This window comes from Variovorax sp. WDL1 (assembly GCF_001541225.1).
Classification (GTDB): Bacteria; Pseudomonadota; Gammaproteobacteria; order Burkholderiales; family Burkholderiaceae_C; genus Variovorax.
Genome location: NZ_LMTS01000049.1, coordinates 105,606 through 127,016 on the forward strand (window position 1 = coordinate 105,606; position 21,411 = coordinate 127,016).

Annotated in this window: 20 protein-coding genes; all 20 read left to right on the forward strand. The window is 67.3% G+C overall.

The features are described from left to right. Positions 1-47: 47 nt before the first annotated feature. Complete coding sequence (locus APY03_RS08345) at positions 48-4,790, forward strand: glutamate synthase-related protein (protein WP_068675746.1); 4,743 nt, start codon at positions 48-50, stop codon at positions 4,788-4,790. A 38-nt stretch (positions 4,791-4,828) separates the two neighbouring features. Then, positions 4,829-6,307, forward strand: coding sequence for a glutamate synthase subunit beta (locus APY03_RS08350; protein WP_068675748.1), 1,479 nt, complete (start codon positions 4,829-4,831; stop codon positions 6,305-6,307). A gap of 123 nt (positions 6,308-6,430) precedes the next feature. Continuing rightward, on the forward strand, positions 6,431-7,255 hold the full coding sequence (locus tag APY03_RS08355; protein ID WP_068675750.1) for an ABC transporter ATP-binding protein: 825 nt from the start codon (positions 6,431-6,433) through the stop codon (positions 7,253-7,255). After that, entirely contained in the window at positions 7,252-8,034 is a 783-nt protein-coding gene (mlaE, locus tag APY03_RS08360; RefSeq protein ID WP_068675752.1) for a lipid asymmetry maintenance ABC transporter permease subunit MlaE, read from the forward strand. The genes APY03_RS08355 and mlaE overlap by 4 nt, the downstream gene beginning before the upstream one ends. A gap of 16 nt (positions 8,035-8,050) precedes the next feature. Then, the gene (gene mlaD, locus APY03_RS08365) at positions 8,051-8,539 is read left to right on the forward strand and encodes an outer membrane lipid asymmetry maintenance protein MlaD (protein WP_068675754.1); all 489 of its coding nucleotides are present in this window, start codon (positions 8,051-8,053) and stop codon (positions 8,537-8,539) included. After that, positions 8,536-9,282: an MlaA family lipoprotein gene (locus APY03_RS08370; protein ID WP_083944225.1), complete on the forward strand. Its 747-nt coding sequence runs from the start codon at positions 8,536-8,538 to the stop codon at positions 9,280-9,282. Before mlaD ends, APY03_RS08370 begins: the two co-directional genes overlap by 4 nt. A gap of 163 nt (positions 9,283-9,445) precedes the next feature. After that, positions 9,446-10,057 (forward strand): MlaC/ttg2D family ABC transporter substrate-binding protein, encoded by a 612-nt coding sequence (locus tag APY03_RS08375; RefSeq protein ID WP_443082806.1) that lies wholly within the window; start codon positions 9,446-9,448, stop codon positions 10,055-10,057. An 8-nt stretch (positions 10,058-10,065) separates the two neighbouring features. Further along, complete coding sequence (locus APY03_RS08380) at positions 10,066-10,338, forward strand: STAS domain-containing protein (protein WP_068675758.1); 273 nt, start codon at positions 10,066-10,068, stop codon at positions 10,336-10,338. 81 nt (positions 10,339-10,419) lie between these two features. Then, positions 10,420-11,367 (forward strand): ABC transporter ATP-binding protein, encoded by a 948-nt coding sequence (locus APY03_RS08385; protein ID WP_068675759.1) that lies wholly within the window; start codon positions 10,420-10,422, stop codon positions 11,365-11,367. A gap of 64 nt (positions 11,368-11,431) precedes the next feature. Next, positions 11,432-12,196 carry an ABC transporter permease gene (locus APY03_RS08390; RefSeq protein WP_068675793.1) on the forward strand — a complete coding sequence of 255 codons (765 nt, stop codon included), beginning with the start codon at positions 11,432-11,434 and terminating at the stop codon, positions 12,194-12,196. Positions 12,197-12,299: 103 nt separating this feature from the next. Then, positions 12,300-12,542 (forward strand): BolA family protein, encoded by a 243-nt coding sequence (locus tag APY03_RS08395; protein WP_068675762.1) that lies wholly within the window; start codon positions 12,300-12,302, stop codon positions 12,540-12,542. 19 nt (positions 12,543-12,561) lie between these two features. Further along, entirely contained in the window at positions 12,562-13,848 is a 1,287-nt protein-coding gene (gene murA, locus APY03_RS08400; RefSeq protein ID WP_068675764.1) for a UDP-N-acetylglucosamine 1-carboxyvinyltransferase, read from the forward strand. Further along, positions 13,845-14,486 carry an ATP phosphoribosyltransferase gene (gene hisG, locus APY03_RS08405; protein ID WP_068675766.1) on the forward strand — a complete coding sequence of 214 codons (642 nt, stop codon included), beginning with the start codon at positions 13,845-13,847 and terminating at the stop codon, positions 14,484-14,486. The genes murA and hisG overlap by 4 nt, the downstream gene beginning before the upstream one ends. Before the next feature lie 89 nt (positions 14,487-14,575). Further along, the gene (gene hisD / locus APY03_RS08410) at positions 14,576-15,892 is read left to right on the forward strand and encodes a histidinol dehydrogenase (RefSeq protein ID WP_068675768.1); all 1,317 of its coding nucleotides are present in this window, start codon (positions 14,576-14,578) and stop codon (positions 15,890-15,892) included. A 10-nt stretch (positions 15,893-15,902) separates the two neighbouring features. Beyond that, positions 15,903-16,268 (forward strand): hypothetical protein, encoded by a 366-nt coding sequence (locus APY03_RS08415; RefSeq protein ID WP_068675770.1) that lies wholly within the window; start codon positions 15,903-15,905, stop codon positions 16,266-16,268. 5 nt (positions 16,269-16,273) lie between these two features. Then, positions 16,274-17,368, forward strand: coding sequence for a histidinol-phosphate transaminase (gene hisC, locus APY03_RS08420; protein ID WP_068675772.1), 1,095 nt, complete (start codon positions 16,274-16,276; stop codon positions 17,366-17,368). Beyond that, positions 17,365-17,994 (forward strand): imidazoleglycerol-phosphate dehydratase HisB, encoded by a 630-nt coding sequence (gene hisB, locus APY03_RS08425; protein WP_068675774.1) that lies wholly within the window; start codon positions 17,365-17,367, stop codon positions 17,992-17,994. The genes hisC and hisB overlap by 4 nt, the downstream gene beginning before the upstream one ends. After that, on the forward strand, positions 17,991-18,647 hold the full coding sequence (gene hisH / locus APY03_RS08430) for an imidazole glycerol phosphate synthase subunit HisH (protein WP_068675795.1): 657 nt from the start codon (positions 17,991-17,993) through the stop codon (positions 18,645-18,647). Before hisB ends, hisH begins: the two co-directional genes overlap by 4 nt. Before the next feature lie 50 nt (positions 18,648-18,697). Continuing rightward, complete coding sequence (gene hisA, locus APY03_RS08435; RefSeq protein WP_068675776.1) at positions 18,698-19,441, forward strand: 1-(5-phosphoribosyl)-5-[(5-phosphoribosylamino)methylideneamino]imidazole-4-carboxamide isomerase; 744 nt, start codon at positions 18,698-18,700, stop codon at positions 19,439-19,441. A gap of 309 nt (positions 19,442-19,750) precedes the next feature. Further along, on the forward strand, positions 19,751-21,411 hold a 1,661-nt coding region (locus APY03_RS45315; RefSeq protein WP_198161224.1), incomplete at its 3' end, for an ESPR domain-containing protein.

Consider the following 21,411-nt stretch of genomic DNA (forward strand, 5'->3'; position numbering starts at 1 on the left):
AACGCAATATCCTTCCCTTCCCCGCGAAAAACTGAAGGAGTGCGCCCATGACCACGGCTGCCGAGATCGAGTATCTCCAACAAAACGGTCTCTATTCCGCCGCTGACGAGCACGACGCCTGCGGCGTCGGCTTCGTGGCCCACATCAAGGGCGAGAAAAGCCATTCGATCGTCCTGCAGGGCCTCAAGATTCTCGAGAATCTCGACCATCGCGGCGCAGTGGGCGCTGACAAGCTGATGGGCGACGGCGCCGGCATCCTGATCCAGCTGCCCGATGTCCTCTACCGCGACGAGATGGCGAAGCAGGGCGTGACGCTGCCTCCTCCCGGCGAATACGGAGTCGGCATGGTCTTTCTGCCGAAGGAGCACGCCTCGCGCGAGGCTTGCGAACAGGAGCTGGAGCGTGCCATCAAGGCCGAAGGCCAGGTGCTGCTGGGCTGGCGCGATGTCCCGGTCAATCGCGAGATGCCGATGTCGCCCGCCGTGCGCAAGAAGGAGCCGCTGCTGCGCCAGGTCTTCATCGGCCGCGGCAACGACGTGATCGTGCAGGACGCCCTGGAGCGCAAGCTCTACGTGATCCGCAAGACCGCCAGTGCCGCCATCCAGCGCCTGAAGCTCAAGCACAGCAAGGAATACTACGTTCCGAGCATGTCGAGTCGCACGGTGGTCTACAAGGGGCTGCTGCTGGCCGACCAGGTCGGCACCTACTACCTCGACCTGCAGGACAAGCGCTGCATCTCGGCCCTGGGCCTGGTGCACCAGCGCTTCTCGACGAACACCTTCCCCGAGTGGCCGCTGGCGCATCCCTACCGCTACGTCGCCCACAACGGCGAGATCAACACCGTCAAGGGCAACTACAACTGGATGAAGGCACGCGAGGGCGTGATGTCCTCCCCGGTTCTGGGCGCCGACTTGCAGAAGCTCTACCCCATCAGCTTCGCCGACCAGTCCGACACCGCCACCTTCGACAACTGCCTCGAGCTGCTCACCATGGCCGGCTACCCCATCAGCCAGGCCGTGATGATGATGATCCCCGAGCCCTGGGAGCAGCACGCGACCATGGACCCGCGCCGCCGGGCGTTCTATGAATACCACGCGGCCATGCTGGAGCCGTGGGACGGCCCGGCCTCGATCGTCTTCACCGACGGGCGCCAGATCGGAGCCACGCTCGACCGCAACGGCCTGCGGCCCTCGCGCTACTGCGTGACCGACGACGATCTGGTGATCATGGCTTCCGAATCCGGCGTGCTGCCGGTGCCCGAGCAGAAGATCGTGCGCAAGTGGCGCCTGCAGCCCGGCAAGATGTTCCTGATCGACCTGGAGCAGGGCCGCATGATCGACGACGAGGAGGTCAAGGCGACCCTCGCCAACAGCAAGCCCTACAAGCAGTGGATCGAGAACCTGCGCATCAAGCTCGACAGCGTCGAGGCGCATGCCATCTCGGCGCCGGTGAGCCAGGTCAGCCTGCTGGACCGCCAGCAGGCCTTCGGCTACACGCAGGAGGACATCAAGTTCCTGATGAGCCCAATGGCCGCCGCCGGCGAGGAAGGCATCGGTTCCATGGGCAACGACAGCCCGCTGGCCGTGCTGTCCAACAAGAACAAGCCGCTCTACAACTACTTCAAGCAGCTGTTCGCGCAGGTCACGAACCCGCCCATCGACCCGATCCGCGAGGCCATCGTGATGTCGCTGGTGTCCTTCATCGGCCCGAAGCCGAACCTGCTGGACATCAACCAGGTCAACCCGCCGATGCGGCTCGAGGGGAGCCAGCCGATCCTCGACTTTGCCGACATGGCGAAGCTGCGCGACATCGGCGCCTACACGCAGGGCAAGTTCAAGAGCTACACGCTCGACATCACCTACCCGCTCGCGTGGGGCGAGGAGGGCGTGGAGGCCAAGCTGGCATCGCTGTGTGCCGAGGCGGTCGATGCAATCAAGGGCGGCCACAACATCCTGATCGTGAGCGACCGTGCGGTCAGTGCCACGCAGATCGCCATTCCCGCGCTGCTGGCGCTGTCGGCCATCCACCAGTACCTGGTGCGCGAAGGCTTGCGCACCACCGCCGGCCTGGTGGTCGAGACCGGCTCGGCGCGCGAGGTCCATCACTTCGGCGTGCTGGCCGGCTACGGAGCCGAGGCGGTGCACCCGTACCTCGCGATGGAAACGCTCTCCGCGATGCACGAGGACCTGTCCGGCGACCTGAGCGCCGAGAAGGCGATCTACAACTACGTCAAGGCGATCGGCAAGGGCCTGTCCAAGATCATGTCGAAGATGGGCGTCAGTACCTACATGAGCTACTGCGGCGCCCAGCTTTTCGAAGCCATCGGCCTCAACAGCGACACGGTGGCCAAGTACTTCACCGGCACCGCCAGCCGGGTCGAAGGGATCGGCGTCTTCGAGATCGCGCAGGAAGCCATCCGCATGCACAAGGCAGCCTTCGGCGACGACCCGGTGCTCGCCCACATGCTCGACGCCGGCGGCGAGTACGCCTGGCGCACGCGCGGCGAAGAGCACATGTGGACGCCCGACGCGATCGCCAAGCTGCAGCACAGCACGCGCGCCAACAACTTCAACACCTACAAGGAATACGCGCAGCTCATCAACGACCAGAACCGGCGCCACCTCACGCTGCGAGGCCTTTTCGAGTTCAGGATCGATCCGGCGAGGGCGATTCCCGTGGACGAGGTCGAGCCCGCGAGCGAGATCGTCAAGCGCTTCGCCACCGGCGCGATGTCGCTGGGCTCCATCAGCACCGAGGCGCACGCGACGCTGGCCGTGGCGATGAACCGCATCGGCGGCAAGAGCAACACCGGCGAGGGCGGCGAAGACCCGGCGCGCTATCGCAACGAGCTCAAGGGCATCCCCATCAAGGTGGGCGACACCCTCAAGAGCGTGATCGGCGAGGCCAACGTCGAAGTCGACCTGCCGCTGACGGACGGCGACTCGCTGCGCTCGAAGATCAAGCAGGTCGCCTCCGGCCGCTTCGGCGTCACCGCGGAGTACCTGGCCTCGGCCGACCAGTTGCAGATCAAGATGGCGCAGGGCGCCAAGCCTGGCGAGGGCGGCCAGCTGCCCGGCGGCAAGGTCTCCAACTACATCGGCCAGCTGCGCTACTCGGTGCCCGGCGTGGGCCTGATCTCGCCGCCGCCGCACCACGACATCTACTCGATCGAGGACCTGGCGCAGCTCATCCATGACCTGAAGAACGTCGCTCCGCATGCCAGCGTGAGCGTCAAGCTGGTCAGCGAGGTCGGCGTAGGCACCATCGCGGCCGGCGTCGCCAAGTGCAAGAGCGACCACGTCGTGATCGCCGGTCATGACGGCGGCACCGGCGCCTCGCCCTGGTCGTCGATCAAGCACGCGGGCAGCCCCTGGGAAATCGGCCTGGCCGAGACCCAGCAGACCCTGGTGCTCAACCGCCTGCGCGGCCGCATCCGCGTGCAGGCCGACGGCCAGATGAAGACCGGCCGCGATGTGGCCATCGGCGCGCTGCTGGGCGCCGACGAGTTCGGCTTCGCGACGGCACCGCTGGTGGTCGAGGGCTGCATCATGATGCGCAAGTGCCACCTCAACACCTGCCCGGTCGGCGTGGCCACGCAGGACCCGGTGCTGCGCAAGAAGTTCTCGGGCAAGCCCGAGCATGTCGTGAACTTCTTCTTCTTCGTCGCCGAGGAAGTGCGCCAGATCATGGCGCAGCTGGGCATCCGCAAGTTCGACGACCTGATCGGCCGCGCCGATCTCCTCGACACCAAGAAGGGGATCGAGCACTGGAAAGCCCGCGGCCTGGACTTCAGCCGCCTCTTCGCGCAGCCGAACGTGCCGGCCGACGTGCCGCGCTACCACGTCGAGGCGCAGGACCACGGCCTTGCGAAGAGCCTGGACAACAAGCTCATCGAGAAGTCGCGCCCCGCCATCGAGAAGGGCGAGAAGGTGCAGTTCATCGAGGTGGCGCGCAACGTCAACCGCTCGGTCGGCGCCATGCTCTCGGGGGCGCTGACCAAGGTGCATCCGCAAGGCCTGCCCGACGACTCGATCCGCATCCAGCTCGAGGGCACGGGCGGCCAGTCCTTCGGTGCCTTCCTGGCGCGGGGCATCACGCTCTACCTGATCGGCGACGCCAACGACTACACCGGCAAGGGCCTGTCGGGCGGCCGCGTGGTGGTGCGCCCCAGCCTGGACTTCCGCGGCGAGGCCACGCGCAACACCATCGTCGGCAACACCGCCCTCTATGGCGCGACCACCGGCGAGGCCTTCCTCAGCGGTGTCGCGGGCGAGCGCTTCGCGGTGCGCCTGTCCGGTGCCACCGCGGTGGTCGAAGGCACGGGCGACCACGGCTGCGAGTACATGACCGGCGGCACGGTGGTGGTACTCGGCAAGACCGGACGCAACTTCGCGGCCGGCATGAGCGGCGGCGTCGCCTTCGTCTACGACGAGGACGGCCAGTTCGCCACCCGCTGCAACCTGGCGATGGTCTCGCTCGACAAGGTGCTGACCTCGGCCGAGCAGACGGCGAGCGTGCACCGCAAGATCTGGCACGAGGGCGAGACCGACGAGGCCAGGCTCAAGAAGCTGCTGGAGGATCATCACCGCTGGACCGGCAGCAAGCGCGCGCGCGAACTGCTCGACACCTGGGCCGTGGCGCGCACGCGCTTCGTCAAGGTGTTCCCGAACGAGTACAAGCGCGCATTGGCCGAGATCCACGACCGCAAGGTCGAGCTCACGAGCAGCGGCAACAACGCGCACGTAGGGCTCGAGCCGCACGCGATGACGAAGCCGGCCATCGCTGCCTGAGCACCGCGACAGACGTAGAACAGAACCAGGAAATCACGATGGGAAAAATCACGGGCTTCATGGAGCACGAGCGCATCGAGGAGGGCTACAAGCCCGTCGAGGAACGCGTCAAGCACTACAAGGAATTCGTCATCGGCCTCGATGCGCAGCAGGCCGAGGTGCAGGGCGCGCGCTGCATGGACTGCGGCACGCCCTTCTGCAACAGCGGCTGCCCGGTCAACAACATCATTCCGGACTTCAACGACCTGGTCTACCGCAACGACTGGCAGAGTGCCTTCGCGGTGCTGGACTCGACCAACAATTTCCCCGAGTTCACCGGCCGCATCTGCCCCGCGCCCTGCGAGGCGGCCTGCGTACTCAACGTGAACGACGATCCGGTCGGCATCAAGTCGATCGAGCACGCGATCATCGATCGCGCGTGGGAGGAGGAGTGGGTTGCACCGCGCCCCGCCAAGCACAAGACCGGCAAGAAGGTCGCGGTAGTGGGCTCCGGCCCGGCCGGCATGGCGGCCGCGCAGCAGCTCGCCCGCGTCGGCCACGACGTCACCTTGTTCGAGAAGAATGACCGCATCGGCGGCCTGCTGCGCTACGGCATCCCCGACTTCAAGATGGAGAAGGTGCACATCGATCGCCGCATCGAGCAGATGAAGGCCGAAGGCGTCGTGTTCCGCACCGGCGTGGTGGTGGGCGCTGCCAAGGACCCGCTGGGCAAGGGCTCCAAGGTCACCAACTGGGCCAAGGAGACGGTGACGCCCGAGCAGCTCGACAAGGAATTCGACGCCGTTGTCCTGACGGGCGGCGCAGAGCAGTCGCGCGACCTGCCGGTACCCGGACGCGATCTCGACGGCATTCATTTCGCGATGGAGTTCCTGCCCCAGCAAAACAAGATCAATGCCGGGGACAAGGTCAAGGGCCAGATCCGCGCGGACGGCAAGCACGTGATCGTGATCGGCGGCGGCGACACCGGCTCCGACTGCGTGGGCACCAGCAACCGCCACGGTGCCGCCAGCGTCACCCAGTTCGAGCTGATGCCGCAGCCGCCGGAAGAAGAGAACCGGCCGCTGACCTGGCCGTACTGGCCCTACAAGCTGCGCACCAGCTCCAGCCACGAGGAGGGCTGCGAGCGCGAGTTCGCGATCTCCACCAAGGAGTTCATCGGCGACAAGGGCAAGGTCACCGGCCTCAAGACCGTGCGCGTCGAGTGGAAGGACGGCAAGATGATCGAGGTTCCCGGCACGGAAACGGTGCTCAAGGCCGACCTGGTACTGCTGGCCATGGGCTTCGTGAGCCCCGTCGCCGGCGTGCTGGATGCCTTCGGCGTCGAGAAGGACGCCCGCGGCAACGCCAAGGCCAGCGTCGACTTCGCCGGTGGCTATGCGACCAACGTCCCCAAGGTGTTCGCCGCCGGCGATATCCGCCGCGGGCAGTCGCTGGTGGTGTGGGCGATCCGCGAAGGGCGCCAGGCAGCCCGCGCGGTCGACGAGTTCCTGATGGGCTACAGCGACCTGCCGCGCTGAAATGCTGAATTAGGTGGGGATTAGCCCCTTACTTCGGTGGATGGGCACGGCCTGTGCTTCATTTATCATGGTTGACCACCGCGAGCCGGGGATGCCTCAGGCGCCCCGGCTTTTCTGTTGTCCATGAACCCACCCGAGCCCTCACTGGTTGAATTCCGCGATGTCCGTTTCGGCTACGGCGAACGCGCGATCCTCGACGGCGTCTCCTTCACCGTGCCCCGCGGCAAGGTGACGGCGCTCATGGGGGCTTCCGGCGGCGGCAAGACCACCGTGCTGCGCCTGGTTGGCGGCCAGGCGCGCGCGCAGCGCGGCGAGGTGCTGTTCGACGGCCAGGACATCGGCAAGATGGACAGCAATGCGCTCTATGCTGCGCGTCGCCGCATGGGCATGCTGTTCCAGTTCGGTGCCCTGTTCACCGACATGAGCGTGCTCGACAACGTCGCCTTCCCCTTGCGCGAGCACACGCGGCTGCCCGAGGCGCTGGTGCGCGACATCGTGCTCATGAAGCTCGACGCCGTCGGGCTGCGCGGCGCGCGCCACCTGATGCCCAGCGAGATCTCCGGCGGCATGGCGCGACGCGTGGCGCTGGCCCGGGCGATCGCGCTCGACCCCGACCTGGTCATGTACGACGAGCCCTTCGCTGGCCTCGACCCGATCTCGCTGGGCACCGCCGCCCGCCTGATCCGCCAGCTCAACGACACGCTGGGGCTGACCAGCGTCGTGGTTTCGCACGACCTGGAAGAGACCTTTCGCATCGCGGATCACGTGATCATCCTGGCCAATGGGGGCATTGCAGCGCAGGGCCGGCCGCAAGAGGTGCGCCAGAGCAGCGATCCGCTGGTCCACCAGTTCGTCAATGCGCTGCCCGAGGGGCCGGTCCATTTCCATTACCCGGGCGTTCCGGTGGAGCAGGACTTCGGCAACAACGCCGGGGGAGGGCACGCATGAGCTGGTACCGGCCGGCCGACGTGGGATTCGCCGCGCGTTCCAAGCTGGGCGATCTCGGCATGGGCGCGCGCCTGTTCCTGCGCCTCACGCTGCGCGGTGCGGCCAGCCTGCGCCGCTTCGGACTGGTACGCGACCAGATCCATTTTCTCGGCAACTATTCGCTCGCCATCATCGCCGTCTCGGGCCTCTTCGTCGGCTTCGTGCTGGGCCTGCAGGGCTACTACACATTGCAGCGCTACGGCTCCTCGGAGGCGCTGGGACTGCTCGTGGCACTGAGCCTGGTGCGCGAACTCGGCCCGGTGGTCTCGGCGCTGCTGTTCGCCGGCCGCGCAGGCACCTCCCTGACCGCGGAGATCGGGCTCATGAAGGCTGGCGAGCAGCTCAGCGCCATGGAAATGATGGCGGTCGACCCGGTGCAGCGCATCCTGGCGCCGCGCTTCTGGGCCGGCGTCATCACCATGCCCCTGCTGGCGGCCGTGTTCAGCGCGGTCGGCGTGATCGGCGGCTGGGTGGTCGGCGTGCTGATGATCGGCCTGGATTCAGGCGCGTTCTGGGGCCAGATGCAGGGCGGCGTCGATATCTGGAAGGACGTGGGCAACGGCGTGGTCAAGAGCATCGTCTTCGGCTTCACCGTTACCTTCATCGCGCTGCTGCAGGGGTTCGGCGCGCAGCCGACGCCCGAGGGCGTGTCGCGCGCCACCACCCGCACCGTGGTGGTGGCCTCGCTCGCGGTCCTGGGACTCGACTTCCTGCTGACCGCGATGATGTTCAGTATCTAGAAAACAAGGGCACGCCATGCAACATTCCAAGAATGACGTCTGGGTCGGCCTGTTCGTGCTTATCGGCGCGGCAGCGCTGCTGTTCCTCGCGCTCCAGTCCGCGAACCTGCTGAGCCTGAACTTCCAGAAGACCTATTCCGTCAGCGCTCGTTTCGACAACATCGGCGGGTTGAAGCCGCAGACCGCGGTCAAGAGCGCGGGCGTGGTCGTCGGCCGCGTCGAATCGATCACGTTCGATGACAAGAATTTCCAGGCCAGCGTCACGCTGGCGTTGCAGAGCCGTTACAGTTTTCCCAAGGACAGCTCCCTCAAGATCCTGACCAGTGGCCTGCTCGGCGAGCAGTACATCGGGATCGAGGCGGGGGCCGAGGAGAAGACCCTCCAAGCCGGCGACACCATCACCTCGACGCAGTCGGCGGTGGTGCTGGAGAACCTGATTGGACAGTTTCTCTACAGCAAGGCGGCTGAGGGCAGCACGCCATCGGGCAACGGCAACAAGAAATGAAACCACGATCCCCCCTCGATCTGCCGTGCGTGCTGCGCGGCACCGCCCCGGCCCTGCGCTACCTGGGCGCCATTGCAGCGCTGGCACTGGCCACCGGCTGCGCCTCCGGGCCCAAGGCCAATCCGGCCGACCCGTTCGAACCCTTCAACCGCGGCGTCATGCGCTTCAACGACGTCGTGGACGACGCCGTGCTGGTGCCGGCGGCGACGGCCTATCGCCGTGCGCTGCCTTCCGTCGTGCGCCGTGGGGTCAACAATTTCTTCGGCAACCTGTCCGATGTGTGGAGCTTTGCCAACAGCGTGTTGCAGCTCAAGCTGGAGCACAGTGCCCAGACCTTCATGCGCGTGAACGTCAACACCATCTTCGGGCTCGGCGGGCTGCTGGATATTGCCACCGAGGCCGGCATCGACCGCCATTCGGAAGACTTCGGCCAGACCCTCGGCCGATGGGGCGTGCCGAGCGGCCCGTACGTCGTGCTGCCGTTGCTGGGCTCTTCGACGCTGCGCGACACCGCGGCGTTGACGATCGATCGGCAGGGCGACCTGCTCAACCAGATGCACGACGTGCGGTGGCGCAACTCGCTCTACTTTGTTCGCGTGATCGACGCGCGCTCCAACTATCTGCGTGCGAGCCAGCTGCTCGACGATGCGGCGCTCGACAAGTACACGTTCACGCGCGATGCCCATCTGCAGCGCCGAAAGAACGACGTGCATGACGGGGACTTGCCGAACGAGGGCAATTGACCATGTATCCGGCGCTTGCATCCCGTTGCGCGCTTTGCACGGGGGCCGGAACCCCATTGACAACCCTCTGCTCCAATTCTTCACGGGCCACATGGGCTCGAGACTTTCAACAAGGGAACCATCGATGAATCAGATCCTGCAACGACGCTCCATTGGGCGCCTGATGCTGGCCGGCCTGCTGCTCGCAGGCGCCGCCGTCTTCGTGCGGCCTGTCCACGCCGCCGACGAGGCGCCGGACGCGCTGGTCAAGCGCCTGTCGACGGACGTGCTCGATACCATCAAGGCCGACAAATCGATCAAGGCCGGCGACGTCAACAAGATCATGGTCCTGGTCGACACCAAGATCATGCCGAACGTCAACTTCCAGCGCATGACCGCATCCGCCGTCGGGCCGGCCTGGCGCCAGGCCACGCCCGAGCAGCAGCAGCGCCTGCAGGAAGAGTTCAAGAAGCTGCTGGTGCGCACCTATGCCGGGGCGCTCGACCAGGTCAGCGACCAGAGCGTGGCTGTGCGTCCCTTCCGCGGCTCGCCCGACGACAAGGAAGTGCTGGTGCGCACGGAAGTTCGCGGCGGCGGCGACCCGGTGCAGCTCGACTACCGTCTCGAGAAGACGCCTGGCGAGGCGGGCGGTTGGAAGATCTACAACCTCAACGTGCTCGGCGTGTGGCTGGTCGATACCTACCGCAGCCAGTTCGCGCAGGAGATCAACGCCAAGGGCATCGACGGCCTGATCGTCGCACTGACGGAGCGCAACAAGCGCAACGGCAAGGGTTGAGCCGCCCGATGCTGGTCCTGCCGCCCAAGCTCACGCACGACGAGGCGCCCGCCTGCGTGCTCATGCTGCGGCAAGGGCTCGCGGGGCAGGCCGCATCGTCGACTGTGGTCGACGCAAGTGCGCTCGCGCAGTTCGATTCCTCGGCGCTCGCGGTCCTGCTCGAATGCCGCCGCGAATCCAATGCGCTGGGCCGCGGCTTCGCAGTGAAGGGCTTGCCGCCGCGTCTGCGCGAACTCGCGTCGCTGTACGGCGTGGCGGGCCTTCTGCCCGCCGCGCCATGATCCAGCGGCCGAGGTGGGCCGGCAGGCCTTTGTCCCGCCCGAAAGCGGAAAAGCGGCAGGGCCCTAAAATCGCGGGCTCCCATGCCTGCGATCTCCTTCCAATCGGTCTCCAAGACCTATCCTGCCTCGCGCCAGCAGCGTGCCGAGGGAAAACCCGGCCTGCGTGCCGTCGATGAGGTCACGTTCCAGATCGAGGAGGGCGAGTTCTTCGGTCTGCTGGGGCCCAACGGCGCCGGCAAGACCACGCTGATCAGCATGCTGGCCGGCCTGTCCAGGCCGAGCGCGGGCTCCATCAGCGTCCATGGCTTCGATGTGCAGCGCGACTATCGCCAGGCACGCCGCAAGCTCGGGGTGGTGCCGCAGGAGCTGGTCTTCGACCCCTTCTTCAATGTGCGCGAGTCCCTGCGCATCCAGTCGGGCTACTTCGGCATCAAGGACAACGACGACTGGATCGACGAGCTGCTGAGCAGCCTCGGCCTGGCCGACAAGGCCGGCGCCAACATGCGCCAGCTCTCCGGCGGCATGAAGCGGCGCGTGCTGGTCGCCCAGGCGCTGGTGCACAAGCCGCCGGTGATCGTGCTGGACGAGCCCACGGCCGGCGTCGATGTGGAGCTGCGGCAGACGCTGTGGCAGTTCGTCGCCAAGCTCAACAAGCAGGGCAGCACGGTGCTGCTGACAACCCACTATCTCGAGGAAGCGGAGGCGCTGTGCCACCGCATCGCGATGCTCAAGCAGGGCCGGGTGATCGCGCTGGACCGCACCAGCGAGCTGCTGCGTTCGGCCGCCAGCAACGTGCTGCGCTTCAAGACCGACGGCATGCTGCCCTGGGAACTGGCCCAGCACGCGCGCATCACGGGCCGGATCGTGCAGCTGCCGGCGCAGAACGCGCGCGAGGTCGAGCAATTGCTGGCCGCGATCCGCGAGGCCGGGCTGGACGTGGAAGATGTCGAGATGCGCAAAGCTGACCTCGAAGATGTGTTCATCGACCTGATGGCGGGCGAACAGACGCCCTTGGAGGTCGCCCGATGAACGCCGGGCCGGGCCGCCCCAAGGGCAGCGAGGACACGATGTGCCGAGCGTGGGGGCGCCCATGATGGTTCACGCATTGGGCTGGCGCGCCCTGCTCTACAAGGAAACGCTGCGCTTCTGGAAGGTCGGCTTCCAGACCGTCGGCGCGCCGGTGCTCACCGCGTTGCTCTACCTGATGGTCTTCGGCCATGTGCTCGAAGGCCGCGTCACGGTCTACGGCTCCGTCAGCTACACGGCCTTCCTGGTGCCGGGCCTGGTGATGATGAGCGTGCTGCAGAACGCCTTCGCGAACAGTTCGTCGTCCATCATCCAGAGCAAGATCATGGGCAACCTGGTCTTCATCCTGCTCACGCCGCTGTCCCACTGGGGGTGGTTCCTGGCCTATGTGGGTTCTTCCATCGTGCGCGGGCTGGTGGTGGGGCTGGGCGTGTTCGCGGTGACGGCCTTCTTCGCCGTGCCGGGCTTCGTCGCGCCGTTGTGGATCGCGGTCTTTGCCTTCCTGGGCGCCGCCATCCTCGGCACGCTGGGGCTGATCGCCGGGCTCTGGGCCGAGAAGTTCGACCAGATGGCCGTGTTCCAGAACTTCCTGATCATGCCGATGACCTTCCTCTCGGGCGTGTTCTATTCCATCCATTCGCTGCCCGCCTTCTGGCAGACGGTGAGCCACCTGAACCCCTTTTTCTACATGATCGACGGCTTCCGCTACGGCTTCTTCGGCGTCAGCGACATCTCGCCCTGGGTGAGCCTGGCCATCGTCGGCGGCGCCTGGCTGGTGGTGAGCGCGATCGCGGTCCACCTGCTGCGCATCGGCTACAAGATCCGGGGCTGAGAATGTTGGCCCCCAGGCTTTTCACTCGCTGCGCTCGTGCAACGCCACCCCCCGAGGGGGCTGGGCCGCCTTGGGGCGGCCCGGCGGCGGCCCCCTTCCCACTATGACTGCCGAAGAGCTCCAATCCATCATCCAAGCCGGCCTGCCCTGCGAGCACATCACGCTCGAAGGCGACGGCCGCCACTGGTACGCGACCATCGTTTCCACCGAGTTCGAGGGCAAGCGCGCGATCCAGCGACACCAGCGCGTCTATGCCACCCTCGGTGCCAAAATGCACACCGACGAAGTGCATGCGCTCTCGATGAAGACCTTCACGCCCGCCGAATGGGCGGCTCAAAACTCCTAATTCGCTCGCTGGATCTTTCATGGACAAACTCCTGATTCGCGGCGGGCGCCAGCTCCGCGGCGAGGTGCTCATTTCCGGCGCGAAGAACGCGGCCCTGCCGGAGCTCTGCGCGGCGCTCCTGAGCGATCGTCCCGTCACCCTGCACAACGTGCCGCGCCTCAACGACGTCACGACCATGCTCAAGCTGCTGCGCAACATGGGCGTGGCGGCCGAGCGCAACGACAACGGCACGGTGCATCTCGACGCCGGTGCGCTGCACACGCCCGAGGCGCCGTACGAACTGGTGAAGACGATGCGGGCCTCGGTTCTCGCGCTGGGCCCGCTGCTGGCCCGCTTCGGCAAGGCGCGGGTCTCGCTGCCGGGCGGCTGCGCCATCGGCTCGCGTCCGGTCGACCAGCACATCAAGGGCCTGCAGGCGATGGGCGCCGAGATCGTGGTCGAGCACGGCTACATGGTGGCGGGCCTCGCAGGCGGCCGCCGTCGCCTGCACGGCGCGCGCATCACCACCGACATGGTGACCGTCACCGGCACCGAGAACTTTCTGATGGCCGCGGCGCTCGCCGACGGCGAGACCGTGCTGGAGAACGCCGCGCAGGAACCCGAGATCACCGACCTGGCCGAGATGCTGATCGAGATGGGCGCGAAGATCGAAGGCCACGGTACCCGCCGCATCCGCATCCAGGGGGTGGAGAAGCTGGGCGGCTGCACCCACGGCGTGGTGGCCGACCGCATCGAGGCCGGCACATTCCTGTGCGCCGTGGCCGCCACCGGGGGCGAGGTGCTCCTGCGCCACGGCCGTGCCGACCACCTCGACGCGGTGATCGAGAAGCTGCGCGAAGCCGGTGCGCAGGTGGAGGCGGTGGAAGAGGGCATTCGCGTGCGCAGCCAGGGCCGCCTGAAGGCGCAGAGCTTCCGCACCACCGAGTACCCCGGCTTCCCGACCGACATGCAGGCCCAGTTCATGGCGCTCAACGTGATCGCCGAAGGCACCTCGACCGTGACCGAGACGATCTTCGAGAACCGATTCATGCATGTCGACGAGATGCTGCGCCTGGGCGCCAGGATCCAGACCGACGGCAAGGTGGCGGTGATCGAGGGTGTGCGCCAGCTGTCCGGCGCCACCGTGATGGCGACCGACCTGCGTGCTTCCGCCAGCCTGGTGATCGCCGGGCTGGTGGCCGAGGGCGAAACTTTGGTCGACCGCATCTACCACCTGGACCGCGGCTACGACCGCATGGAAAGCAAGCTGCGCGGGCTGGGTGCCGACATCGAGCGCGTGGCCGGGCGGGCGGAGCACCAGCCGTGATCACGCTCGCGTTGTCCAAGGGGCGCATCTTCGACGAGACCCTGCCGCTGCTGGCCGCCGCCGGCATCGAGGTCAGCGAGGATCCGGAAAAATCGCGCAAGCTGATCCTCGCCACCACCCGCCCCGAGGTGCGCGTGGTGCTGGTGCGGGCATCGGACGTGCCTACCTATGTGCAGTACGGCGGCGCGGACCTGGGTGTAACCGGCCTGGACGTGCTGCTCGAGCACGGCAACCAGGGCCTCTACCAGCCGCTCGACCTGCGCATCGCCGCCTGCCGCCTGAGCGTGGCGGTGCGCGCCGACTACGACTACGCCTCGGCCGTGCGCCAGGGCTCGCGCATCAAGGTCGCGACCAAGTACGTCGGCCTCGCACGCGAGTTCTTCGCCAGCAAGGGCGTGCACGTGGACCTGATCAAGCTCTACGGCAGCATGGAGCTGGCGCCGCTCACCGGCCTGGCGGATGCCATCGTCGACCTGGTGTCGACCGGCAATACGCTCAAGGCCAACCACCTGGTCGAAGTCGAGCGCATCATGGACATCAGCGCGCGCCTGGTGGTCAACCAGGCCGCGCTCAAGCTCAAGCAGGCGCCGATCCGGCACATCATCGACGCCTTCGCCTCCGCCATCCCTTCCGCCTGACATGAAATGCCCCCACGCTCATCACGTCGTGTATCGCTGCCCCCCGAGGGGGCGCTCAGCGCCCTTCGGGCGGCCGGGCGGGCGCTGACATGAACGTGAAAGCCGCCCCCGCCCGCCTGTCGACTGCCTCCGCCGGCTTCGAAGCCGATTTCCAGGCGCGGTTGCACTGGTCGGCCGACACCGATGCCGCGATCGAGCAGGTCGTGGCCGACATCCTGGCCGATGTGCGCCGGCGCGGCGACGCGGCCGTGCTCGACTGCACGCGGCGTTTCGACCGGCTCGACGTCGACAGCCTGGAAGCACTGGAATTGAAGGCGCCCGAGCTGCGCGCGGCCTTCGAGGCGCTGCCGGTGGCCCAGCGCGAAGCCCTGGAGGCTGCCGCAAGCCGCGTGAGGAGCTATCACGAGGCTCAGAAGAAGGCCAGCGGCGAGAGCTGGAGCTACCGCGATGCCGATGGCAGCCTGCTGGGCCAGAAGGTCACGCCGCTGGACCGCGTCGGCATCTACGTGCCGGGCGGCAAGGCCGCCTATCCGTCGAGCGTGCTCATGAACGCGATTCCCGCGCACGTGGCCGGCGTCGGCGAGATCATCATGGTCGTTCCGACGCCGGGCGGCGAGAAAAACCTCCTCGTGCTTGCCGCCGCCCACGTGGCCGGCGTCACGCGTGCCTTCACCATCGGCGGCGCCCAGGCCGTGGGCGCACTGGCCTACGGCACCGCCACCGTCCCGGCAGTCGACAAGATCACCGGCCCCGGCAACGCCTACGTGGCTGCCGCCAAGCGGCGGGTGTTCGGCACCGTGGGCATCGACATGATCGCCGGGCCGAGCGAGATCCTGGTGCTGGCCGACGGCAGCACGCCGCCCGACTGGGTGGCGATGGACCTGTTCAGCCAGGCCGAGCACGACGAGCTCGCGCAGAGCATCCTGCTGTGCCCCGACGTCGACTACATCGACCAGGTGCAACGGGAGATCGACCGGTTGCTGCCCTCGATGCCACGCGCTGCGATCATCGCCGCCTCGCTCAACGGCCGCGGCGCACTGATCCACACGAAGAGCATGGAAGAGTCCTGCGCGATCAGCAACCGCATAGCGCCCGAGCACCTGGAGGTCAGCAGCCGAGAGCCGCATCGCTGGGAGCCGCTGCTCAGGCACGCCGGCGCGATCTTCCTCGGCGCCTACACCAGCGAAAGCCTGGGCGACTACTGCGCTGGCCCCAACCACGTGCTGCCCACCAGCGGCACGGCGCGCTTCAGCTCGCCGCTGGGGGTCTACGACTTCCAGAAGCGCTCCAGCCTGATCGAAGTCAGCGAGGCGGGCGCGCAGCCGCTGGGCCGCATCGCCGTGACCTTGGCCGAAGGGGAAGGCCTGGCGGCGCACGCCGAGGCCGCCCGCATGCGCCTGCGTTGAGGGGGCTGGCATGGCGATCCCGGCGCTTCGGTCCGCTCGCCGCCTGGCCCTCCTGGGCCTGGTGGCCGCTGGCACCGCCTGCCAGGCCATGAGCATCCGCGAACTGCGCTTGCTCGAAGCGAACGAGAAGGACGGCAAGATCTACGCCAACTACTACCTCGTCGGGGTGGTCGAAGGCCTGCGCGAGGCCAGCGAGGCCGAGCAGCGCGCGGGGCAGAAGCCGCTGTTCTGCGTCAACGGACGCCGCCTCGAGCCCGCGATGGCGCGCACGCTCTACCAGACCGAACTCACACGCAACGCCGACAGCTACGAGGCCGACATGCCGGTGCAGCTGGTGATCTCCGCCGCGCTGCGCAACAGCTACCGTTGCCCCTGAATCGAATGACTTCCGCTTCCGACGACACCACCCGCGCCTTGAGCCGCATCCGCGCCGACGTCCAGTCAATGCATGCCTATGCCGTGCAGGACGCCCGCGGCCTGCTCAAGCTCGACGCGATGGAGAACCCCTTCGGCCTGCCGCCCGCGCTGCAGGCCGCGCTGGGCCAGCGCCTGGGCGCGCTGGCGCTCAACCGCTACCCGGGCCCGCGCAGCGGCGACCTCCAGCGCGCCCTGGCTGCCTACGCGGGGCTGCCCGAAGGTTTTGGGCTGATGCTCGGCAACGGTTCGGACGAGCTGATCTCGCTGTTGGCCATGGCCTGCGACCTGCCCGGGGCGGCCATCCTGGCGCCGGAGCCCGGTTTCGTGATGTACGCGATGAGCGCCCGGCTGCAGGGCCTGCGCTTCGTCGGCGTGCCGCTCACCGCCGATTTCGAGCTCGACGAGGCCGCCATGCTCGCGGCTATCGCACGCGAGAAGCCGGCCATCGTCTACCTGGCCTATCCCAACAACCCGACCGCCAACCTGTGGGACGACGCCGTGATCGAGAAGATCGTCCAGGCCCAGGGCGCGCAAGGCGGCCTGGTCGTGATCGACGAGGCCTACCAGCCCTTCGCGGCCCGCAGCTACATCGACCGGATGGAGCGCCACGGCCATGTGCTGCTGATGCGCACCCTCAGCAAGTTCGGCCTGGCGGGCGTCCGGCTGGGCTACCTCGTCGGGCCGCAGGCGCTGATCGCCGAGGTGGACAAGGTCCGCCCGCCCTACAACATCAGCGTGCTCAACTGCGAGTGCGCGCTCTTCGCGCTGGAGCACGCCGAGGTTTTCGCGGAGCAGGCGGCCCGGATCCGCGCCGGGCGTACCCGCATCTTCGAGGCCCTCGCGGGCCTCCCAGGCGTCAGGAGCTGGCCCAGCGAGGCCAACATGATCCTGGTGCGCGTGCCGGATGCCGCCAGGACCTTCGAAGGGATGAAGTCCCGCGGGGTGCTGATCAAGAACGTTTCTAGAATGCACCCATTGCTCGCGAACTGCCTGCGCCTGACGGTCGGAACCGCCGAAGAAAATGCGCAGATGCTCGCAGCCCTCGAAGCCTCGCTATGAACACCCCCAAGGCCCCTGAAGCAGTCGTTGCCGTCGCCGCGCGGACGGCCTCCATCACGCGCAACACGGCCGAGACGAAGATCTCAGTCGAGCTCAACCTGGACGGGACCGGTCGCTCGAAGCTCTCGACCGGCATCGGCTTTTTCGACCACATGCTGGACCAGATCGCGCGCCACGGCCTGATCGACCTCGAGATCGATTGCCAGGGCGACCTGCACATCGACGGCCACCACACGGTGGAAGATGTGGGCATCACCCTGGGCCAGGCGGTGGCCAAGGCGGTCGGCGACAAGAAGGGCATCCGCCGCTACGGCCACGCCTACGTGCCGCTGGACGAGGCCCTCAGCCGGGTAGTGATCGACTTCTCCGGCCGCCCCGGCCTGGTGATGCACGTGCCCTTCACCAGCGGCATGATCGGCGGCTTCGACAGCCAACTCACCTACGAATTCTTCCAGGGCTTCGCCAACCACGCCTTTGTCACCCTGCACATCGACAACCTCAAGGGCGTCAACGCGCACCACCAGTGCGAGACCGTCTTCAAGGCCTTCGCGCGCGCCCTGCGGGCCGCCCTGGAGCTCGACCCCCGCTCGGCCGGGGTGATTCCTTCGACGAAGGGTTCCCTCTGAACAGCAGCAAGAACACCGTTGCCGTCGTCGACTACGGCATGGGCAACCTGCGCTCCGTCTCGCAGGCGGTCCAGCATGCGGCCGATCAGGTCGGGGTCGAGGTCTTCGTGACGGCCGACCCCGATGTGGTGCGCCGCGCCACCCGCGTGGTGCTGCCGGGGCAGGGCGCCATGCCCGACTGCATGCGGGAGCTGCGCGACTCCGGCTTGCAGGAGTCGGTGCTGGAGGCGGCGGCCTCCAAGCCCCTGTTCGGCGTCTGCGTGGGCATGCAGATGCTGTTGTCGGCGAGCGACGAGGGGCCGACCCAGGGCCTGGGCCTCATCCCGGGCCGGGTGCTCAAGTTCGAGCTGGCCGGCCGCACCCAGCCCGACGGCAGCCGCTACAAAGTACCGCAGATGGGCTGGAACCAGGTGTTGCAGACCCGCCCGCACCCGGTCTGGGCGGGGGTGCCGGACGGCAGCTACTTCTACTTCGTGCACAGTTTCTACGCACGGCCAGCCGATCCCCTTCATAGCGTGGGCGAGGCCGAATACGGGGAACGCTTTACCGCTGCCATCGCACGCGATAATATTTTTGCGACCCAGTTCCACCCCGAGAAGAGTGCGGACCATGGGTTGCAGCTGTACAGAAACTTTCTCCACTGGAATCCCTGAAGCAGTTTTTCGCTGCGCTTCATCGCTCGCGCTCTGCGCAATCCCGCACCATGCTCCTTATTCCTGCGATCGATCTCAAGGATGGCCACTGCGTTCGCCTCAAGCAAGGCGACATGGACCAGTCCACCACCTTCAGCGAGGACCCAGCCGCCATGGCGCGCCAATGGATAGAGGCCGGCGCGCGGCGGCTGCACCTGGTCGACCTCAACGGTGCCTTCGCGGGCAAGCCGCAGAATCACGCCGCGATCAAGGCGATCCTGCGGGAGGTGGGCGACGACATCCCGGTGCAGCTCGGCGGGGGCATCCGCGACCTGGACACCATCGAGCGCTACATCGACGACGGCCTGCGCTACGTGATCATCGGCACCGCCGCGGTCAAGAACCCCGGCTTCCTGAAGGACGCCTGCAGCGCCTTCGGCGGCCACATCATCGTCGGCCTCGACGCCAAGGACGGCAAAGTCGCCACCGACGGCTGGAGCAAGCTCACCGGCCACGAAGTTGCCGACCTGGGCAAGAAGTTCGAGGACTACGGCGTCGAGTCGATCATCTACACCGACATCGGCCGCGACGGCATGCTCTCCGGCATCAACATCGAGGCGACGCTGAAGCTGGCCCAGGCGCTCACCATCCCCGTGATCGCCTCGGGTGGACTGTCGAACATGGCCGACATCGACAAGCTCTGCGCCATCGAGGCCGATGGCATCGAAGGGGTGATCTGCGGCCGTGCAATCTATTCGGGCGACCTGGACTTCGCCGCTGCGCAGGCGCGGGCCGACGAGCTGGCCGAACAGTAGTCCTGCACTTGGCGTCGCGCACGCCGCCGAATCCGAAAGGGCACGCATTGCGTGCCCTTTTCCTTTTCTGCAGGCGCCGGTGCTCGGGGCGGCGTGTCCGGGGCAAATGAATTCTCGCTTTTTGTTGCTTTTATCTGGCTGGGCTGCCGGGAATTCCTAGCATCCCCACGGTCGCCGATTCCCTCGGTTTCACAAAGTGCGGCCTGAGCGCTCGGCGTGTTTCGCGAGAGCACGGCAATCGTTCAGGCGGCATTGCCCGCCACGTGTGCGCCGCGCGCGTGGGTCCCCGGACGACCCGAAAGCATCCCCATGAACAGAACGCATCGCAGCCTTTGGAACTCCGCGCTAGGCGCCTGGGTTGCCGCTCCCGAGAACGTGCGTGCGCGAGGCAGGCGCAGTGGCATCGCGCGGGTTTCGGTGCTGACGGCCATCATCTTGTGCGCTGGCATCCCTGCCGCCCATGCGTGCACCGCAGGCAGTTCCGTCGAGCTGGCCGCTTGCATCGCGGGTACCGATGCGGTCATCGATCTGACCGGAGCCATCACGCTGGGTGCGCATCTGCCGGTGATCGAACGCAGCATCACCATCAACGGCCATGGCTTCACGCTCGACGGGGCTGGGCAGTTCCGGGGCTTCTTCATCCGCGCAGGCACTACCACTGTCAGCGACTTGACGATGCAGAACCTGCGGGCGCAGGGCGGAGATGGGAGCGCGGGCTCCGGCGCAGGCGGCGGTGGCATGGGCGCCGGGGCTGCGGTGTTCGTGGCCACGGCCGCGGCTGCCAGGTTGGAGGATGTGTTCATCTTCAACGGCCGGGCGGTAGGAGGCAGTGGCGGCATCTCGGTGTCGGGCGACGAAAGCGGAGGCGGAGGCGGTGGCGGAGGCGGTGGCGGAGGGATGGGTGGCGTTGGGGGCGGGTCCGCCCAGTCCGGCGCTAGTTCGGGCGGCGGTGGCGGCGGCTTGTTCGAGCAGGGCGGCAACAGTCAGGAGGATCTTCTTGGCCTACCCTTTCTAGGGGGCGACGGCGGCGGGCCAAGCGGCGGTGCAGGTAACTTGGGCGATGGCAGCAACGGCGGCGACTACACGGGCGGCGGGGGTGGCGGTGTTGACCTGACGGACAGTCTGTTGACCGGCAGTGGCGGAAAAGGTGGCTTAGGTGGCGGTGGCGGTGGCAGCGGCGGCTTTGGCTCCGTGCTGAGCTCGAATGGTGGGGACGGAGGGTTTGGGGGAGGGGGCGGCGGCGGCAACTTCTTCGGAGGCTGGGGCGGTTTCGGGGGCGGCGGCGGTGCGGGCGTGAGCGGCGGCTACGGCGGCTTCGGCGGGGGGCGAGGCGGAGATTTGGCGGGCGGCGGCGGCGCAGGCATGGGTGGCGCCATCTTCGTCATGCAAGGTGGCTCGCTCACCTTGGCGGGCAGCACCGAGGTGAGCGGCAACAGCGTCACCGGCGGGGCAGGCGGCAGTGCTACACAGAACGGCTCGGCCTTCGGCAGCGGCATCTTCATGCAGGGCACGAGCGGCACGCTGGCCTTCGCGCCGGACGCCGGCGACCTGCAGACCGTGGCCGACGCGATCGCCGACCAGACCGGCTCCGGCGGCACCGTGTTCAGCGGGGCCGGCAGCATCGGCCTGGTCAAGAGGGGCGTTGGACGGCTGGTACTCTCCGGCACCAACACCTACAGCGGCGGCACCACCGTCACCGGCGGCACGCTGTCGATCTCCTCCGACCCGAACCTCGGCACGGCGGCGGGCCCGCTGACCCTCGATGGCGGCACGCTGCAGAACACCGCCACAGTCACGACAGCGCGTGCCATCACCATCGGCAGTGGCGGTGGCGGCTTCCAGACCGACGCCGATCTGACCGCCACCGGGTCGATCTCGGGCACGGGCAGCGTGACCAAGACCGGTGCCGGCACCTTGACCCTCGCCGGCACCAACACCTACGCTGGGACGACGACCCTCAGCGCAGGCAC

Coding starts and splice junctions, on each gene's coding strand:
- mlaD (WP_068675754.1), top strand. CDS start 8,051: ATGCAACATTCCAAGAATGACGTCTGGGTCGGCCTGTTCGTGCTTATC.
- hisC (WP_068675772.1), top strand. CDS start 16,274: ATGACTTCCGCTTCCGACGACACCACCCGCGCCTTGAGCCGCATCCGC.
- hisB (WP_068675774.1), top strand. CDS start 17,365: ATGAACACCCCCAAGGCCCCTGAAGCAGTCGTTGCCGTCGCCGCGCGG.
- APY03_RS08415 (WP_068675770.1), top strand. CDS start 15,903: ATGGCGATCCCGGCGCTTCGGTCCGCTCGCCGCCTGGCCCTCCTGGGC.
- APY03_RS08385 (WP_068675759.1), top strand. CDS start 10,420: ATGCCTGCGATCTCCTTCCAATCGGTCTCCAAGACCTATCCTGCCTCG.
- hisA (WP_068675776.1), top strand. CDS start 18,698: ATGCTCCTTATTCCTGCGATCGATCTCAAGGATGGCCACTGCGTTCGC.
- murA (WP_068675764.1), top strand. CDS start 12,562: ATGGACAAACTCCTGATTCGCGGCGGGCGCCAGCTCCGCGGCGAGGTG.
- APY03_RS08350 (WP_068675748.1), top strand. CDS start 4,829: ATGGGAAAAATCACGGGCTTCATGGAGCACGAGCGCATCGAGGAGGGC.
- APY03_RS08395 (WP_068675762.1), top strand. CDS start 12,300: ATGACTGCCGAAGAGCTCCAATCCATCATCCAAGCCGGCCTGCCCTGC.
- hisD (WP_068675768.1), top strand. CDS start 14,576: ATGAACGTGAAAGCCGCCCCCGCCCGCCTGTCGACTGCCTCCGCCGGC.
- APY03_RS08355 (WP_068675750.1), top strand. CDS start 6,431: ATGAACCCACCCGAGCCCTCACTGGTTGAATTCCGCGATGTCCGTTTC.
- APY03_RS08375 (WP_443082806.1), top strand. CDS start 9,446: ATGCTGGCCGGCCTGCTGCTCGCAGGCGCCGCCGTCTTCGTGCGGCCT.
- APY03_RS08380 (WP_068675758.1), top strand. CDS start 10,066: ATGCTGGTCCTGCCGCCCAAGCTCACGCACGACGAGGCGCCCGCCTGC.
- APY03_RS08370 (WP_083944225.1), top strand. CDS start 8,536: ATGAAACCACGATCCCCCCTCGATCTGCCGTGCGTGCTGCGCGGCACC.
- APY03_RS08390 (WP_068675793.1), top strand. CDS start 11,432: ATGGTTCACGCATTGGGCTGGCGCGCCCTGCTCTACAAGGAAACGCTG.
- mlaE (WP_068675752.1), top strand. CDS start 7,252: ATGAGCTGGTACCGGCCGGCCGACGTGGGATTCGCCGCGCGTTCCAAG.
- APY03_RS08345 (WP_068675746.1), top strand. CDS start 48: ATGACCACGGCTGCCGAGATCGAGTATCTCCAACAAAACGGTCTCTAT.